15 protein-coding genes are annotated in these 16,508 nt (G+C 75.2%); 8 read left to right on the top strand and 7 right to left on the bottom strand.

The window, feature by feature from the left end:
• Nucleotides 1-37: 37 nt before the first annotated feature.
• A complete protein-coding gene (locus PGB27_RS17035; protein ID WP_274201577.1) occupies nucleotides 38-451 on the top strand; it encodes a TIGR03618 family F420-dependent PPOX class oxidoreductase in 414 nt (137 codons plus the stop codon).
• Nucleotides 452-458: 7 nt separating this feature from the next.
• Here PGB27_RS17035 and PGB27_RS17030 read toward each other — a convergent pair whose 3' ends face one another.
• From PGB27_RS17030 to PGB27_RS17015, 4 genes are all read right to left on the bottom strand, one after another.
• A complete protein-coding gene (locus PGB27_RS17030; protein WP_274201576.1) occupies nucleotides 459-896 on the bottom strand; it encodes a hypothetical protein in 438 nt (145 codons plus the stop codon).
• A 168-nt stretch (nucleotides 897-1,064) separates the two neighbouring features.
• A complete protein-coding gene (nadD, locus tag PGB27_RS17025) occupies nucleotides 1,065-1,700 on the bottom strand; it encodes a nicotinate-nucleotide adenylyltransferase (protein WP_274201575.1) in 636 nt (211 codons plus the stop codon).
• A gap of 31 nt (nucleotides 1,701-1,731) precedes the next feature.
• Nucleotides 1,732-3,216 (bottom strand): VWA domain-containing protein, encoded by a 1,485-nt coding sequence (locus tag PGB27_RS17020; protein WP_274201574.1) that lies wholly within the window; start codon nucleotides 3,214-3,216, stop codon nucleotides 1,732-1,734.
• A gap of 43 nt (nucleotides 3,217-3,259) precedes the next feature.
• Nucleotides 3,260-4,150, bottom strand: coding sequence for an AAA family ATPase (locus PGB27_RS17015; RefSeq protein WP_274201573.1), 891 nt, complete (start codon nucleotides 4,148-4,150; stop codon nucleotides 3,260-3,262).
• Nucleotides 4,151-4,305: 155 nt separating this feature from the next.
• On the opposite strand from PGB27_RS17015, the gene PGB27_RS17010 reads away from it, so the two are divergent.
• The 7 genes from PGB27_RS17010 (at nucleotide 4,306) to PGB27_RS16980 (ending at nucleotide 12,267) form a co-directional block, all read left to right on the top strand.
• Nucleotides 4,306-5,796 carry a hypothetical protein gene (locus PGB27_RS17010; RefSeq protein WP_274201572.1) on the top strand — a complete coding sequence of 497 codons (1,491 nt, stop codon included), beginning with the start codon at nucleotides 4,306-4,308 and terminating at the stop codon, nucleotides 5,794-5,796.
• Nucleotides 5,797-5,958: 162 nt separating this feature from the next.
• A complete protein-coding gene (locus PGB27_RS17005; RefSeq protein ID WP_274201571.1) occupies nucleotides 5,959-8,085 on the top strand; it encodes a RecQ family ATP-dependent DNA helicase in 2,127 nt (708 codons plus the stop codon).
• A gap of 117 nt (nucleotides 8,086-8,202) precedes the next feature.
• Nucleotides 8,203-8,562 (top strand): DUF3040 domain-containing protein, encoded by a 360-nt coding sequence (locus tag PGB27_RS17000; protein ID WP_274201570.1) that lies wholly within the window; start codon nucleotides 8,203-8,205, stop codon nucleotides 8,560-8,562.
• Nucleotides 8,563-8,611: 49 nt separating this feature from the next.
• Nucleotides 8,612-9,505 (top strand): MOSC domain-containing protein, encoded by an 894-nt coding sequence (locus tag PGB27_RS16995; RefSeq protein ID WP_274201569.1) that lies wholly within the window; start codon nucleotides 8,612-8,614, stop codon nucleotides 9,503-9,505.
• Between the two features lie 42 nt (nucleotides 9,506-9,547).
• Nucleotides 9,548-11,092, top strand: coding sequence for an acyl-CoA synthetase (locus PGB27_RS16990; RefSeq protein WP_274201568.1), 1,545 nt, complete (start codon nucleotides 9,548-9,550; stop codon nucleotides 11,090-11,092).
• Nucleotides 11,092-11,787, top strand: coding sequence for a helix-hairpin-helix domain-containing protein (locus tag PGB27_RS16985; RefSeq protein WP_274201567.1), 696 nt, complete (start codon nucleotides 11,092-11,094; stop codon nucleotides 11,785-11,787). The genes PGB27_RS16990 and PGB27_RS16985 overlap by 1 nt, the downstream gene beginning before the upstream one ends.
• 21 nt (nucleotides 11,788-11,808) lie before the next feature.
• The gene (locus PGB27_RS16980; RefSeq protein WP_274201566.1) at nucleotides 11,809-12,267 is read left to right on the top strand and encodes an SRPBCC family protein; all 459 of its coding nucleotides are present in this window, start codon (nucleotides 11,809-11,811) and stop codon (nucleotides 12,265-12,267) included.
• Nucleotides 12,268-12,461: 194 nt separating this feature from the next.
• Here the strand turns inward: PGB27_RS16980 and PGB27_RS16975 are convergent, their stop codons facing one another.
• From PGB27_RS16975 to obgE, 3 genes are read right to left on the bottom strand one after another with little or no spacing between them, the layout of a single operon-like run.
• Entirely contained in the window at nucleotides 12,462-13,754 is a 1,293-nt protein-coding gene (locus PGB27_RS16975) for an aldehyde dehydrogenase family protein (RefSeq protein ID WP_408630085.1), read from the bottom strand.
• The gene (gene proB, locus PGB27_RS16970) at nucleotides 13,751-14,890 is read right to left on the bottom strand and encodes a glutamate 5-kinase (protein WP_274201565.1); all 1,140 of its coding nucleotides are present in this window, start codon (nucleotides 14,888-14,890) and stop codon (nucleotides 13,751-13,753) included. The genes PGB27_RS16975 and proB overlap by 4 nt, the downstream gene beginning before the upstream one ends.
• Nucleotides 14,887-16,371: a GTPase ObgE gene (obgE, locus tag PGB27_RS16965; protein WP_274201564.1), complete on the bottom strand. Its 1,485-nt coding sequence runs from the start codon at nucleotides 16,369-16,371 to the stop codon at nucleotides 14,887-14,889. Before obgE ends, proB begins: the two co-directional genes overlap by 4 nt.
• Nucleotides 16,372-16,508 lie beyond the last annotated feature (137 nt).

Raw genomic sequence — 16,508 nt, 5'->3', positions numbered from 1 at the left:
GGCGTCCGGGAGCCGACACGGAGGACCACGACCGGCGATGACCGTCGCGCCACAGCAGGAGGAGCGCCTCCCGGAGGACGTCGTCGCCCTCCTGCGCGGCGCGAACCCGTGCTTCCTCGCGACGGTCAGGCCCGACGGCACGCCGGAGACCTCCGAGACGTGGGCGGACACCGACGGCGTGCACGTCGTCCTCAACGCCGTCGAGGGCCTGCCGAAGGTCCACAACGTGCGGCGCGACCCGCGGGTCTCGATCGCGGTCGCCGACGCGCGACGCTCGGGCCGGGTCGTGACGGTGCGCGGGCGGGTCGTCGACGTCACTCCGGTCGGGGCCGTCGAGCACCTCGAGTCGCTCGCCCGGCGCTACCTCGGGCGGCCCTACCCCTGGCACCGCCCGGGGCAGACGCACCTCATCCTCCGCATCGCCCCGACGGCGGTGCACCGCCAGGGCTGAGCGGCGGCTACCGCCCCTCCGTGACCGAGGCGACCTCGCCCGTGGTGGGCAGGAGCGGTCCGGCCAGGTCGGGTCGCGCGAGCACCACGCCGAGCCCGACGAGCAGGACGACGAGGGCGGTGATCGCGGCGGTCGGGAGGGCGCCCGGCCGCCGACCGCTCCGCCGCCCGGTCCCCGCCGGGGTGGCCGCGACGGCGGGCAGGAGCGTCGGGTGGTGGTGGTCGCGCAACGCCTCCGGGGGCCAGGGGCCCCAGCCGCCGTCCGGCGGCGCCGGCCGCTCGACGACCGGCTGGACCGGGATCGCGCCGTCCGGCGGCGTGCGCGGGCCCTGCGTCCCGGCGCGCGTGAACCCGCCCGGGGCGTCGGCCCACGCACGGCGCCGGCGCTGCTCGTCGTCCCCGTCGACCTCGTCGTCCCCGTCGTCCGGGGCGTAGTGCCGGCCCATCAGCGGGCGCGGGTGTGGACGGGTCGCGACGCCAGCACCGAGATCACTCTCCCCCGAGCGGGCCGCCCCGGGCGGGCGCGGCTCCCACCGCGGATCTCGGGTCGATCACGGCGCGTGTTAGTTGAAACGCGAAGTCGTCACTCGATCGTGTCCTGAGATGGCCGACGGCTACTCCGAGGCGACGTGCTCGGTCGGACCGAGCACCCAGCCCTGCCCGCGCGGCCGGTAGAGCCCGCGCTTGGCGATGTACTGCACGACGCCGTCGGGCACGAGGTACCAGACCGGCTCCCCCGCGGCGACACGCTCCCGGCACGCGGTCGAGGAGATCGCCATCGCCGGCACCTCGAGCAGGCTCACGGCGCCGTGGGGCAGGTGGTCGCCGTCGAGGTCGAAGCCGGGCCGGGTGACGCCGACGAAGTGCGCGAGCCGGAACATCTCGTCGGCGCGGTGCCACGACAGGATCTGCTCGAGGGCGTCCGCGCCGGTGATGAAGAAGAGCTCGTCGTCGGGGAAGATCGCCGCCAGGTCCTGCAGGGTGTCGACGGTGTAGGTGGGCCCGTCGCGGTCGACGTCGACGCGGCTGACCGTGAACCGCGGGTTCGACGCCGTGGCGATCACGGTCATGAGGTAGCGGTCCTCGGCCGAGCTGACCGCGTAGCCGGCCTTGCGGTAGGGCCGCCCGGTCGGCACGAACACGACCTCGTCGAGCGCGAACCGGATCTGCGCCTCGCTGGCGGCCACGAGGTGACCGTGGTGAATGGGGTCGAAGGTGCCGCCCATGACCCCGATCCGGCGGCCGCTCATCCGATCAGCCTAGAGCGTCGGCGCGGTGCGCTCACACCGGCAGCAGTCCCGACACCACGCCCGCGAGCTGGGCGGCCGTGCGGCACTCGTGCATCGGGACGACCTGGCCGTAGCGGCGGGCCGCCGAGTCGCCGGTGCCCCACTGCGCCTGCGGCTCGGGGTTGAGCCAGTGCGCGTGCCGTGCCCGCTCGGCGAGGTCGCCGAGGACGGTGAGGTTCGGGTCGCGGTAGTTGGTGCGGGCGTCACCGAGCACGAGCAGCGAGGTCCGCGGGCCCACGACGTCCGGCCAGCCCTCCCGGAAGCGCCCGAGCGCCGAGCCGTAGTCGCTGTGGCCGTCGAACGCGATGAGCCCGGGCCGCGCGGTGATGTCGGCCATGACGCCGCCGAGGTCGGCGTTCGGGCCGAAGAGATCGGTGACCTCGACGCAGCCGTCGACGAAGCAGAAGATCCGGATGCGGGAGAACTGCTCGCGCAGGGCCTGGACCAGCATCATCGTGAAGTGGCTGAACCCCGCCACCGAGCCGGACACGTCGCAGAACAGCACCAGCTCCGGGCGCCCGGGACGCGGGCGGCGGAACGCCGGGCGCATCGGCACCCCGCCGGTGGACATCGAGCGGCGCAGCGTACGGCGCAGGTCGATCGGGCCGCGGCGCGCGCGCCGGCGACGCGCGGCGAGCCGTGACGCGAGGTGGCGCGCGAGCGGGGCGACGCGGCGGCGCAGGTCGGCGAGCTGCTCGGAGTTCGCGGTGAGGAAGTCGACGCGGTCGCCCTGCTTGGGCACCCCGGTACGCGCCGCCGCCTCCCGCCCGCGGATCTCCGCACCTCGCCGGCGCGTCTCGTCGGTGACCATCCGCCGGAACGCCGCGATCCGCTCCCGCACCTCGCGCCGCGACACCTCCTCGGCGAACGGGCTGTCCCACGCCCCGTCGGGTCGAGCTCCGCTGCGCTGCGTCTCCCGGCCCCGGCGCAGGTCGGCGAGCACGCGGGCCAGCAGCGTCTCGGGCCGCACGGCGTTGAGGGCCTGGTAGGCCGACCACGTCGACGGGCGCCCGCCCCCACCCTCGCCGCGGTCGCCGCCGCCCCCGCCCTGGCCCTGCCCCTGGCCGCCCTGGCCCTGGCCCCGTCCGACGGCGCCCAGCCCGTCGACGATCGCGCGCGCCAGCTCGGCCATCGCCGCGGTGTCTCCGTCGCGCAGCAGGCCGGCGAGCAGGTCGCGCAGGGCCTCGACGTCGACCGACCCGTCGTCGGCGTAGGGCAGCGCGACCTCGCCCAGCGCGGCGCCCTGCCCCAGCGGGAACCACAGGTCGAACAGCGCGTCGAACACCGCCCGTTGCCCCGAGCGGCGCAGCATCGCCGCCGCCAGTCCCTCGCGCACCTGCTCGCGGCGCAGGAGGTCGAGCTCGGCGATCACCGCCGCGGCGTCCACCGACTCCCCCGGGCCCACCGCGATCCCGGCCCGCCGCAGCGCGCCGACGAAGTCGACGAGGTGGGCCGGCAGGCCGCCGGTGACGACCATCAGCGTCCAGCTCCGCTTCGCTGCGTGTCCGTAGGCGCGCTCATCAGTTCAGCCGGAGCTCCGCCACCGCCCGCTGGGCGTCGGCCTGGTGCTTGAGGACGACGCCGAGGGTCGAGCGCACGGTCTCGTCGTCGAGGGTGTCGAGGCCGAGAGCGAGCAACGTGCGGCCCCAGTCGATCGTCTCCGACACCGACGGCGCCTTGCGCAGCTGGATACCGCGCAGCACGCCGACGATGCGCACGAGCTCCTCGGCGAGCGCCTCGGGCAGCTGCGGCACGCGGGCGAGCACGATGCGGCGCTCGAGCTCGGGGTCGGGGAAGTCGAGGTGCAGGAAGAGGCAGCGGCGCTTGAGGGCCTCGGACAGCTCGCGGGTCGCGTTCGAGGTCAGCAGCGTGAACGGGCGCTGGTTCGCGGTGATCGTGCCCCACTCGGGCACGGTGACCTGGAAGTCGCCGAGCACCTCCAGCAGCAGGCCCTCCACCTCGACGTCGGCCTTGTCGGTCTCGTCGACGAGCAGCACCGTCGGCTCCTCGCGGCGGATCGCGGTGAGCAGCGGGCGGGGCAGCAGGAACTCCTCGGAGAACACGTCGTCGCGGGTGTCGTCCCAGGGCTCACCCTGGCTCGCGGTGATCCGCAGCAGCTGCTTGGCGTGGTTCCACTCGTAGAGCGCGCGGGCCTCGTCGATGCCCTCGTAGCACTGCAGCCGCACGAGCCCCGCACCCGTCGCGTCGGCCACCGCGCGCGCCAGCTCCGTCTTGCCGACGCCCGCCGGGCCCTCGACCAGCAGCGGCTTGCCGAGGCGGTCGGCGAGGAAGACGGTGGTCGCCACGGCGGTGGACGCCAGGTAGCCGACGTCGGCGAGCCGGGTGACGACGTCGTCGACGGAGTCGAACAGGGCCTTCTGGGCCTTCTCGCCGACCGGCTCGGTGCTCACGGGCCGCATCCTGCCTCGCGCGCCCCGTGATGTCTCGGCGATGTGGTCGACACGGGGTCACTCCCCGTCTCCGGGGGATCCCCGGGTCGGGCGAACACGCGACGACACCCCGGTAGCGCAGCAACCCACCTCCCGGCCACCTCGTTGAACGTGAGGTGAACGTCAAGCGGCTCCTGGTGGCGCTGGCCACCGCGATCACGACGCTGACGCTGCTGTCGGTCGTCGTCGCCCTCGTCCGCCCGGCACCCTCCGGCCTCTGGGCCTACGTCGACGTGCTCGAGCCCTACAACCTCCCGACCTGGCTCGCCGCGACGGTGCTGCTCGCCACGGTCCTCGCGTGCCTCGCCAACGCGGTGGTCGCCGCGACGCGCGGGCGGTTCGGCTCCCGGTGCTGGGTCGCCGCCGGCGCCGCGGCGGCCGTGGCGTCGCTGTGCGTCGCGACCGGCCTGCACACGCGCATCGACGGCCTCGCCCGGCAGGCCGTGGGCAGCAACCCCCTGACCACCGACTGGCTCGTCCCGGCCGTCGTGGCCGGGCTCCTGCTCGCGACCCCGTTCGCCCTCCTCGCCCGGCGGCTGCGCGACGGCCGCCGGCTGGTCGCCGCGCTGGTGACCTTCGGCGTCGGCGCCCTCGGCGGCGAGCTCGTCGTCCGCGCACTCGGTGACGGCGGGCGTGTCCTCGCGGCGGTCGCCGAGGGTGTGCAGGGGCTCGGGGCGGCCGGGCTCCTGGCCGTCGTGGTGACGGCGCTGCACGCGGCCCGCGGCGAGACGGCGGTCCACCTGGTCTCCGACCTCCCGGACGCCGCCCCACGCGACCTCCCGACCGTCCCCCGCCGGGCGCGGGCCTGGGTCCTGCTCCTCGTCGTGACGCCGGGCCTGGCCGCGATGAGCCTGCTGCTGACGCTGGCGGTGCCGGCGCCCGGCCCGAAGCTCGCGCAGTGGGTCGGGTACCTCGACGTCGACGGCGAGGGGAACGTGCCGACCTGGTGGAGCGTCGGCCTCCTCGTGACCGCCGCGGCGGCGCACCTGGTCGCGGGGCTGGTCGGCCGGGCGACAGGTGCCCGCGGGGCGGCCGGGTGGCTGGTCACCGCGGCGATCCTCGCGGGCATGTCGCTCGACGACATGACCTCCATCCACGAGCGGGTGGGCGATCTCGTGCGCCCCGAGGGCGCCGCCGCCGCCGACGACCCCGGTCGGAACTTCTCCTTCTACTGGGTCGTGCCCGGGGCGGCCGTCGCCCTGGTGATCGCGGTCGCCGTCGGCCTGCTCGCGCTGCGCCTGCGCGGCCGGCCCCGATGGCTCCTCGTGGTCGGGCTCGGCGTGCTGTTCTCCTTCGCGCTGGGCCTCGAGGGCGTCCAGGGCGTGGTCCTCGCCCAGGGCACCGGCGGCCGGGTCGCGGAGGTGCTCGCCTACCACCTCGAGGAGCTGGGCGAGAACCTCGGCGCGCTGCTGCTCCTCGGTGCGGCCACCAGCGCGCTGGCCCTGCGCCGCTCCGACGACGGCCGTGACGGCGGTCTCGACGTCCGCTACGCCGGCACCGGCCACCCCGAGGACGGGGACGCCCTGTTCGAGGCCGAGGAGGACGAGGCACGGCTCGCCGCGAGCCCCACCGAGGCGATCCCGGTGGTCACCCACCGCACCGGCTAGTACCGGTTGGTCCGCCGCGGCGGCTCGGACACGACGGCGCGAAACGCGGCCTCGTCGGAGATCTCCGGCATGCGTTCCCCTTCCTGGTGAGGCGACCCTGACTTCCTCGGTCTTCCCGGGACCGCCCCCGCGCTGTCGGACCCGTCGGTCACGATGGGGAGCATGACGGCACCCACCGACACCGACCTGCGCGCCGACGCCGAGGCCACGCTGCAGCGGCTCGCCGGTCCCGACGCCGCGCTGCGCGAGGACCAGTGGGCGGCGATCCACGCGCTGGTCGCCGAGGGGCGCCGGGCGCTGGTGGTGCAGCGCACGGGGTGGGGCAAGAGCGCGGTGTACTTCGTCGCCACGGCGCTCATCCGCGCCCGCGGCGGCGGGCCGACGGTCATCGTGAGCCCGCTGCTCGCGCTGATGCGCAACCAGATCGACGCGGCCGGGCGGGCCGGCATCCACGCGGTGACGGTCAACTCCGCCAACACCGACGATTGGCAGGACGTCTACGCGCAGGTCCAGGCGGGCGCGGTCGACGTGCTGCTCGTCAGCCCGGAGCGGCTCAACAACCCCGAGTTCCGCGACCAGGTGCTCCCCGAGCTCAGCCGCACCGCCGGCCTGCTCGTGGTCGACGAGGCGCACTGCATCTCCGACTGGGGGCACGACTTCCGGCCCGACTACCGCCGCCTGCGCACGCTCATCGCCGAGCTCCCCGCCGGCGTCCCGGTGCTCGCCACCACGGCCACCGCGAACGACCGGGTGACCAGCGACGTCGCCGACCAGCTGGGGGTGTCGCAGTCGAACGCGGAGGCGCTCGTGCTGCGCGGCGAGCTCGACCGGGAGTCGCTGCGCCTCGGCGTCCTGCCGCTGGACAAGGGCGCCGACCGGTTCGCCTGGCTCGCCCAGCACCTCGACGACCTGCCGGGGTCGGGCATCGTCTACACGCTCACGGTCTCGGCCGCCGACGAGCTCGCGGCGTTCCTGCGCGAGCGGGGGCACGCCGTCGCCGCCTACACCGGCAAGACCGATCCGGCCGAGCGCGAGCGCGCCGAGGACGACCTGCTGGCGAACCGCGTCAAGGCCCTGGTGGCGACGAGCGCGCTGGGCATGGGCTTCGACAAGCCCGACCTCGGGTTCGTCGTCCACCTCGGGGCGCCGCAGTCGCCGGTGGCCTACTACCAGCAGATCGGGCGCGCGGGCCGCGGCGTCGAGCGCGCCGAGGTGCTGCTGCTGCCCGGCCCGGAGGACCGCGACATCTGGGCGTACTTCGCATCCCTGGCCTTCCCCGCCGAGCCGCAGGTCAGGGTGGCCCTCTCGGTGCTCGGCGACGCCGGCCGCCCCGTGTCCACCGCGGCCCTCGAGCCGCGGGTGGAGCTCAGCCGGGGCCGGCTGGAGATGATGCTCAAGGTGCTCGACACCGACGGCGCCGTCCGCCGGGTCAAGGGCGGTTGGGAGGCCACCGGGCAGCCCTGGGAGTACGACGGCCGCCGCTACCTCGGCCTCGCGAAGGCCCGGCGGGCCGAGCAGCAGGCGATGCTCGACTACATCGCCACCGACGGCTGCCGCATGGAGTTCCTGCGCCGCCAGCTCGACGACCCCGGCGCCGCGCCGTGCGGGCGCTGCGACAACTGCACCGGCGAGCGGTACGACCCGACCATCGGCGAGGACGTGCGCGTCCAGGCGCAGACGACGCTCGACCGGCCGGGGGTGCCGCTCGCGCCGCGCAAGCAGTGGCCCAGCGGCATGGACGTCCTCGACGTCCCGCTCAAGGGCAAGATCAAGCCCGAGGAGGCGGCCGAGGAGGGCCGCGCGCTCGGGCGGCTCACCGACGTCGGGTGGGGTCCGCGCCTGCGCCCGCTGCTGCGCGCGGACGACCTCGTGCCCGACCCCGCCGTCGACGCCGCGGTCGAGGTGCTCAGGGGCTGGGACTGGGCGCAGCGCCCGGCGGGCGTCGTCTGGCTGCCCAGCCGGCGCCGGCCGGTGCTCGTCGAGAGCTTCGCCCAGCGCATCGCGAGCATCGGGCGCCTGCCGCTGCTCGGCGCGCTCGCCGACACCGCCCCGCCGATCTACGAGGACCCGGAGGACGACGCCGAGCCCGAGCCGCCCAACTCCGCGCAGCGCCTCGCCGAGGTGTGGTCGCGGCTCTCGGTCCCGGCCGGCACGGACCCGAGCGCGGGCCCGGTCCTGCTCGTCGACGACGTCGCCGACTCCGGCTGGACGATCACCGTCGCGGCCGCCCTGCTGCGACGGGCCGGCGCGCCGGCCGTGCTGCCGTTCGTGCTGGCCACCACGGGCTGAGGGGGTCCACACCCCGCTCTCAGGCGATCTTCAGCCCCACCGTCGACACTCGTGGGCGAAATGTCGGGTTCTGATCCCGGCCTCGCCGCGCCCTCCCGTCGACGAGAGGACCCGAGCATGACGATGCCCGGCCTGCCGGAGCCGTCCGAGCCGCGCCCGCTCTCCGACCGCGAGGAGCGCGCGCTGCTCGACCTCGAGGCCCGTCTCGCAGGCGACGACCCGGCGCTGAGCATGCGCCTGCGCCCGACGGCGACGTGGCGGTCCCACCTGTCCGACCGCGTGGTGAACCTGGTGATCCAGGTCGCCGTGGTGGTCGTCGTCCTCGTCGTGGTGCTGCCGGGGCCGTGGGCGGCCGCGCTCGTCGCGGTGACGCTCATGGTCGTCCCCGGCACGATCTCGCTGCACCTCTCCCGCCGCGAGTACCGGGAGCGCCGGGAGCGCCGGGCGCACCCGGAGTCCACCGGCGAGGCGTCCTGACCGGGCGGACGGTTCCCGCCGACACCTCCCGGGTGGTAAGCCCTGCGGTGTGACGATCGCCGCCCTGTACCGCTATCCCGTCAAGTCGATGCTCGGGGAGACCCTCAGCCGTGCCGTGATCGACGAGCGGGGTGTGATCGGCGACCGCGCCTACGCCGTGCTCGACGTCGAGACCGGCATCGTCGCCAGCGCGAAGGTGCCCAAGCGGTGGGCGAAGCTCCTCGGGTTCTCCGCCGCGTACACCGGCGAGCCCGTGCCCGGCGAGGCCGCGCCGCCGGTGGTCATCACGTTCCCGGACGGCTCCACCCGCCGCAGCGACGACCCCGACATCGACCAGGCGCTCTCCGACGTCCTCGGCCGCGAGGTCAAGCTGATCACGACGCCGCCGGACGGCGTGGCGTTCGAGGAGCTCTGGGTCGACATCGAGGGTGTCGAGCGCGCCGAGCTGGGACCCGAGCACATCATCGAGGCGACCACGAAGCGCCAGGAGGACACCGGCGAGGCCATCAGCCACTTCGACGTCGCCGGGTTCGCCCCGCCCGGGCGCTTCTACGACCTGTGCGCCATGCACGTCATCACCGAGTCGACGCTGCAGCGCCTGCGCGAGCTCGCGCCCGAGAGCGACTTCGACGCCCGCCGCTACCGCCCCAACGTCGTCCTCAGCGACACCGAGCCGGGGTTCGTCGAGAACGACTGGCCGGGCCGCGAGATGACGCTGGGCGACGACGTCCGGCTCGCGTTCAGCTTCCAGACCATGCGCTGCGTCATGACGACGATGGCGCAGCAGGACCTCCCCGAGGACCGCAACACCCTGCGCACGGTCGCCAAGAACAACCGCATCGACATCTCCCACCCCGTCGTCGGCGGGAAGTGGGCCTGCGCCGGCGTGTACGCCGACGTCAGCGCCGGCGGCGAGATCGCCGTCGGTGACGCCCACGCCTGACGGTCGACCCCCATCGGCGACGCCGAGGAGAGAACTCACCCCGTGGACACCCGCTCGAGCACGGTGGACGGGGTGCTGGCCCGCAGCGCGCGCCGCACCCCCGACCGTGTCGCCCTGCACTTCGCCGACCGCACCTGGACCTACCGCGAGCTCGACGACGCCGTCACCCGGGCCGCCGGGTTCCTCGGTGAGCTCGGGATCGGCGCGGGCGACCGCGTCGCCACCTACGGCAAGAACTCCGACGCCTACCTGCTCGCGTTCCTGGGCTGCGCGCGGCTCGGCGCGGTGCACGTGCCGATCAACTACGCGCTGACCGGCGAGGAGCTCGGCTACCTCGTCGAGCAGTCGGGCAGCCGACTGCTGCTCATCGACCCGGCGCTGGCGGGCCCCGTCGATGCGCTGCCCGCCCAGCCCAAGCAGGTCGTGCCGCTGCGCGACGCGCCCGGCTCGCTGCTCGAGCGGGCCAGCAGCGGCGAGCTGCCCGAGATCCTCGCGACCGTCGCCGACACCGACCTCGTCCAGCTGCTCTACACCTCGGGCACGACCTCGCGGCCCAAAGGCGCGATGATGACCCACCGCGGCCTCGTGCACGAGTACGTCTCGGGCGTGCACGCGCTGGCGATGTCGGAGGACGACCGCCCGCTGCACGCCATGCCGCTGTACCACTCGGCCGGCATGCAGCTCTTCCTCATGCCCTACCTCATGGTCGGCGCCACCAACTTCCTCATGGAGGCGCCGGACATCCCGGAGATCCTCCGCCGGATCGAGGCCGACGGCATCGGGGCGATCTTCCTGGCGCCGACGGTGTGGGTGCCGCTGGTCAACCACGCCGACTTCTCGACCCGCGACCTGACGAGCCTGCGCAAGGCGTTCTACGGCGCGTCGATCATGCCGGTGCCGATCCTGACCAGGCTCCGCGAGGCGCTGCCCGCGCTCGGCGTCTACAACTGCTTCGGCCAGTCCGAGATCGGCCCGTTGGCCACCGTGCTGCAGCCCGAGGAGCACGACGAGCGTCCCGAGTCGTGCGGGCGCCCGGTGCTGTTCGTCGAGCTGCGGGTGATCGACGACGACGGCGACGACGTCGAGCCCGGCGGCATCGGCGAGGTGGTCTACCGCTCCCCGCAGCTCTGCGAGGGCTACTGGGACAAGCCCGACGAGACCGCCGAGGCCTTCCGCGACGGCTGGTTCCACTCCGGCGACCTCGTGCGCATCGACGAGCAGGGCTACATCACCGTCGTCGACCGGATCAAGGACGTGATCAACACCGGCGGGGTGCTCGTCGCGTCCCGCGAGGTGGAGGACGCGCTCTACACCCACGCGGCGGTCGCCGAGGTCGCGGTGATCGGCACCCCCGACGAGCGGTGGATCGAGGCCGTGACGGCGTTCGTGGTGACGAAGCCGGAGGTCTCCGCCGCGGGAGACGACGCCGAGCGGAGCTCGACCCTGCGGGACGACCTCATCGCCCACGTCCGTGCGCGCCTCGCGGGCTACAAGACCCCGAAGCACGTCCACTTCGTCGACGAGCTGCCCCGCAACCAGTCGGGCAAGCTCCTCAAGCGCGTCCTGCGCGACCAGCTGTCGACCTGATGACGACGGTGGGCACCCGTCCCGGGACCTGGTTCACCCGGGGCGGGTGGTGGTTCCTCGTGCACGTGCTCAGCGCCGGCCTGCTGCTCCCGGTGCCGCTCGCCCACGCGGCGGTCCGCACCCGGCGCCCGGGCCACATCGCGGTCCTGGTCGCGGCGCTCGTCCTCCTGGTCGCGACGTTCGTCGGCGCCGGCGCGGCCGGGCGCGACCCCGAGGGCCGTCTCGTCGGGGTCGCCGGAGGCCTCGCGACCGCGGGCATCTGGACCGGCTTCGTCGCGGGCCTCGTGGCCCTGATCGTCCTCCGGCCCCAGGTGTTCGGCCCCCGCGCGAAGCCGACGAGCTGGGACCGGCCGCCCCCGGACCCGGCCGTCGAGGCGGCCCTGGCCGCCCGGACGCGCCGCACCGAGGCCCGCCGCCTCGCCGCCGACGACCCGCTGCTGGCCCGGGACCTGCGCGTCGGGCGCCCCGACCTGCCGCGCGCCTACGACGACGGCGGGCTCGTCGACCTCAACACCGCGCCCGGACCCGTGATCGCCAGGACCTGCGGGATCGCGCCCGCCCATGCCGAGCGCATCGTGGCGTGCCGCGGCGCCGCCGGGCGGTTCGCCACCGTCGACGACGTCTTCGCCTGGGCGGACCTGCCCTACGACGTCTGGGACCTCGTGCGCGACCGCGGCGTCGTGCTCGGCCGCTGAGACACGCGAGGAGTCACACCGATGCAGGACGCCGTGACCGAGCACGTCCGGGCCGCACCCGAGACCGTGTGGGCCCTCGTCGCCGACGTCACCCAGACCCACCGCTACAGCGAGGAGACCTTCGAGGCCGAGTGGCTCGACGGCGCCACCGGGCCGGCGGTCGGCAAGCGCTTCCGCGGCCACGTGCTGCGCAACGGGCGCGGGCCCACCTACTGGTCGACGTGCCGCATCACGGCTTGCGAGCCGGGCCGCGAGTTCGGGTTCGAGGTGCTGGTCGGCGGGCGGCCGATCAACAACTGGCACTACCGCTTCGTGCCCGCGGGCGATGGCACCGACGTCACCGAGTCCTTCCGGCTCACCCCGAGCGCGGGGACCCGGATCTACTGGGCGATCGCCGGCCGGGCGCGGGGGCGCACCAACCGGGCGAACATGCGCGGGACGCTGCGGAAGATCAAGGAGATCGCCGAGGCCGGGGGCTGACCACCCTCCCCTGCCGTCACCCGGACCGGGGCGCCGCCGCAGGTCGTCGAGCTGCTCAGCCGCCTCGCGACCGGGCTGTTCGGCCCGTGGACGCGCGTCGACCCCGTCGACACCGAGCGCGACGGGCGTCGGGCCGCGCCCACCGGCACGAGCCGAGCGCAGCGGAGCTGCCGCGCCGGAGGCCCGACACCGTCCTACTCCGGGTGCCCGATCGCCGTCGACGCCGGGACGACCACGAACTGGCGCAGGCACAGGTCGGTGAACACCACCGGCCCGCGCGGGCCCGGGACGTGGTCGACGTTGATGCCGGTCTCGGGCACCCGGCGCAGCTTGACGCCGTCGAGCAGGCGCGTCGTCGCGTTCCAGAACGCGCCGGTGCCGGCGTAGGCGTCGAGGAACGTGCGGGCCTCCGCCTCGTCGGCGGTGACGATCGTCGCGGCCAGGCCCGAGGTCTCGCGGTTGGCGATCGCCGCGGCGTCGGCGGGCCCGTCGGCGGGCGCGACCGTCACCGTGGCCTCGTTCCCGTCGTCGAGCGCCCACTCGTGACCGAGGGGGTGGTCGTGCGGCGGCAGCGAGGCCCGTACGCCGTGGCCCTCGAGGAGACCGACGAGGCCGGGGACCAGCTCGTCCCAACGGTGGCGGTCGACGAGCAGCAGGTTGAGCCGGTTGCAGACGCCGAGCCGGTCGATCGACGTGGTGACGAGGTGGTGGGCGAGCTCGGTGGTCGCCGCGCGGTCGACGTAGAGCACGCCGCCACCGTCGGCGTGCGCGAGGGTGCGCACGCCGTGCTGGGCCGCCTCGAGGCCGAGGGAGCGGGTGGTGTCGCCGGACCCGCGCAGGATCACCAGCGGGATGAGCCCGGGGTTCCGGACCAGCTCGACCGCGCACTCCCGGCGCGGGTCGGTGACGAGCACGACCGCGTCGGGGTCGAGGCCCGCTCCCGCGAGGGCGGGGGCGACGACGGCCTCCATGAGCGCGGTGGCCGAGGCGAGCGCCGCCCCGCCGGTGCGCAGCACGCCGGCGTTGCGCGACTTCACCAGCTGCGAGGCGACGTCGACCACCACGTTCGGCCGGGCCTCGAAGTTCGCGCCGATGACCCCGACCGGACGGCGGCGCTCGATGAGCCGCAGCCCGTCCGGACGCTCCTCGAGCACCGTGTCGGTCTCGGGCGCCGGGACGTCGGCGAGCTCCAGCAGCGTCTCGGCCATGGCGTCGAGGCGGTCGCGGTCGAGGCGCAGGCGGTCGACGAGCGCGGGGGTGGTGCCCGCGCGCTCGGCGGCCTCGACGTCGGCGGCGTTCGCGGTGAGGACCGTGTCCGCGGCCTCGGCGAGCAGCGCCGCCATCCCGCGCAGTGCGGCGGCGACCTCGTGGTCGGCCGCCGCGGCCATCCGCGGGGCGGCCGCGGCGGCACGGCGGCCGCAGTCGCGGACGATGGCGGCCGGGTCGGTGCCGGTCGCGGTGAGGGTGTCGGCGGGGGTCGTGGTCACGGCGAGCTCACCTCGGCGGGGGCGGGTTCCGGGATCGTGGGGACGACCGGCACGAGGTCGTCGGCGTGCACGACCTCGCGCCGCAGCTCGGGCGGGAGGTCGTCGCTGGAGCGGCCGGTGATCTCGGGGAGCTCCTCGGCGTGGAAGCCGACGACGCCGCGGGCGACGACCTCCCCGCGCGGGTCGACGAGGTCGACGACGTCCCCGGACTCGAAGTCGCCGTCGGAGCCGGTGATGCCGGCCGCGAGCAGCGAGCGGCGGCGCCCGACCACGGCCCGCACGGCGCCGTCGTCGAGGTGCAGGCGCCCGCGGGTGCCGGCCATGTGCCGCAGCCAGAACCGGCGGGCGGACAGCCGGGGGCCGTGGGGCGCGAACACCGTGCCGACCCCGGCGCCGGCGAGCGCGGCGGTCGCGTCCGCGGCGGAGGCGACGAGCACGGGCACCCCGGCGCCGCTGGCGAGGTCGGCGGCCGCGAGCTTGGACGCCATGCCGCCGGTGCCCAGCGAGGACGGCTTGCCGACGCGGACCCCGGCGAGGTCGGCGCCGCCCGTCACCTCGCGGACGAGCGTGGCGCCCGGCGAGCGCGGGTCGGCGTCGTAGACCCCGTCGACGTCGGAGAGCAGCACCAGGGCGTCGGCGGAGATCACGTGGGCGACGAGCGCGGCGAGCCGGTCGTTGTCGCCGAAGCGGATCTCGTCGGTGGCCACCGTGTCGTTCTCGTTGACCACCGGCACGACACCGAGGCCGAGCAGGCGCTCGAACGTGCGCTGCGCGTTGCGGTAGGGCTGGCGGCGCACCACGTCGTGCGAGGTCAGCAGCACCTGCCCGACCGTGCGGCCGTGGCGGGCGAAGGCCTCGGCGTACGCGCGGGTCAGGTGCAGCTGCCCGACGCCGGCCGCGGCCTGCTGCGTCGCGAGGTCGCGGGGCCGCCGCGGCAGCCCGAGCGGGCGCAGGCCGGCCGCGATCGCCCCGGACGACACGAGCACCACCTGGGTGCCCGCGGCCCGCGCGGCGACGGCGTCGACGAGCGCGTCGAGCTTGGCGACGTCCAGCCCGCCGTCGACGGTGGTCAGCGACGACGACCCGATCTTGACCACGAGTCGCCGCGCGCCCGCGACGGCCTCGCGGGCGCTCACCGCTCGTCCTCGTCGTAGTCCTCGTGCCAGGGCGCGACGCCCAGCTCGTCGTCGCTGCGGTGGCGGCGGCGCTCGTCGCGGGCGGCGCGGCGCTCGGACGCCGAGGCGCGCTCGGCCAGGCCCTGGCCCTCGAGGCGCGGGTCGGTGCCCCGGTTGCCGCGCATGGCGGCGACGCCGGCGGGGGTCGAGGGCTCCCAGTCGAAGGTGTGGACGCCGATGGTGACCATGTCGCCGGGCACCGCGCCCGCCTCGGCGAGGGCCTCCTCGACGCCGAGGCGCGCGAGCCGGTCGGCGAGGTAGCCGACGGCCTCGTCGTTGGTGAAGTCGGTCTGGCGGACCCACCGCTCGGGCTTCTCGCCCTTGACGAGGAACCCTTCCTCGGGGTCCGGCTCGACGGTGAAGCCGGTGTCGTCGACCGCGGTGGGCCGCAGCACGACCCGCGGCGCGGTCGAGGGCACCGCGCTCGCGCGGGCGTCGTCGACCGCGGCGGCCATGGCGTAGGCGAGCCGGTCGAGCCCCGCGTGCGACGCCGTCGAGATCTCGACGACCGGCCAGCCGAACGCCGCCACGTCGTCGTGGACCATCTCCGCGAGCTCGGCGGCGTCCGGCACGTCGATCTTGTTGAGGGCGACGATGCGGGGCCGCGCGGCGAGGTCGGTGCCCAGGGCCGGGGTGTAGGCCGCGAGCTCGTGCTCGAGCGCGCGGATGTCCGAGACCGGGTCGCGGTCGGGCTCGAACGTCGCGCAGTCGACGACGTGGACGAGCACCGAGCAGCGCTCGATGTGCCGCAGGAAGTCCAGGCCCAGGCCCTTGCCGCTGCTCGCGCCCGGGATGAGCCCGGGGACGTCGGCGACGGTGAACGTGCTGCCGCCCGCGGAGACGACGCCGAGGTTGGGGGCGAGCGTGGTGAACGGGTAGTCGGCAATCTTCGGCTTGGCGGCGCTCAGCGCGCTGACCAGTGACGACTTGCCAGCGCTCGGATAGCCGACGAGCCCGACGTCGGCCATCGACCGCAGCTCGAGGACGAGGTCGCGCGATTCGCCGGGCTCCCCCAGCAGCGCGAAGCCGGGCGCCTTGCGCGACGGCCCGGCGAGCGCGGCGTTGCCGAGCCCGCCCCGCCCGCCGCGGGCGGCGACGAACCGCGTGCCCGTCCCGGTGAGGTCGTGCAGCACCTCGCCGTCGGCGTCGAGCACGACCGTGCCCTCGGGCACCGCGAGCTCGATGTCCTCGGCGTTCGCACCGTTGCGGAAGCTGCCCTGGCCCGGGCGGCCGTTGCCGGCCGTCGCGTGCGGGCGGTGGTGGAAGTCGAGCAGGGTGTGCACACCGGGGTCGACGACGAGGACGACGTCCCCGCCGCGCCCGCCGTTGCCGCCGTCCGGGCCTCCGAGGGGCACGAACTTCTCCCGGCGGATCGACGCGCAGCCGTGGCCGCCGCTGCCCGCCGTGACGTGCAGTGTCACGTGGTCGACGAAGCGGGCCATCGCGGCGTGCTGTCCTTCCCGGTCCTCGAGGGGTGCTGACGAACGAAAGGGGTGGGTCCGCGTCCCGGACCCACCCCTGACGGTACTGCTGGATGTCTGTCATCGGCCTCCGGCGCCGCAGCTCCGCTGCGCTCCGT

Source organism: Actinomycetospora lemnae (genome assembly GCF_028737315.1).
GTDB classification, from domain to species: Bacteria; Actinomycetota; Actinomycetes; order Mycobacteriales; family Pseudonocardiaceae; genus Actinomycetospora; species Actinomycetospora lemnae.
This window is presented reverse-complemented; position numbering and strand designations above follow the sequence as displayed.

What these genes read in the sequence shown, in the direction of transcription:
- PGB27_RS17035 (WP_274201577.1), top strand. Translation starts at nt 38, where the DNA reads ATGACCGTCGCGCCACAGCAGGAGGAGCGCCTCCCGGAGGACGTCGTC.
- PGB27_RS17030 (WP_274201576.1), bottom strand. Translation starts at nt 896, where the DNA reads ATGGGCCGGCACTACGCCCCGGACGACGGGGACGACGAGGTCGACGGG.
- nadD (WP_274201575.1), bottom strand. Translation starts at nt 1,700, where the DNA reads ATGAGCGGCCGCCGGATCGGGGTCATGGGCGGCACCTTCGACCCCATT.
- PGB27_RS17020 (WP_274201574.1), bottom strand. Translation starts at nt 3,216, where the DNA reads ATGGTCGTCACCGGCGGCCTGCCGGCCCACCTCGTCGACTTCGTCGGC.
- PGB27_RS17005 (WP_274201571.1), top strand. Translation starts at nt 5,959, where the DNA reads ATGACGGCACCCACCGACACCGACCTGCGCGCCGACGCCGAGGCCACG.
- PGB27_RS17000 (WP_274201570.1), top strand. Translation starts at nt 8,203, where the DNA reads ATGACGATGCCCGGCCTGCCGGAGCCGTCCGAGCCGCGCCCGCTCTCC.
- PGB27_RS16985 (WP_274201567.1), top strand. Translation starts at nt 11,092, where the DNA reads ATGACGACGGTGGGCACCCGTCCCGGGACCTGGTTCACCCGGGGCGGG.
- PGB27_RS16980 (WP_274201566.1), top strand. Translation starts at nt 11,809, where the DNA reads ATGCAGGACGCCGTGACCGAGCACGTCCGGGCCGCACCCGAGACCGTG.
- obgE (WP_274201564.1), bottom strand. Translation starts at nt 16,371, where the DNA reads ATGGCCCGCTTCGTCGACCACGTGACACTGCACGTCACGGCGGGCAGC.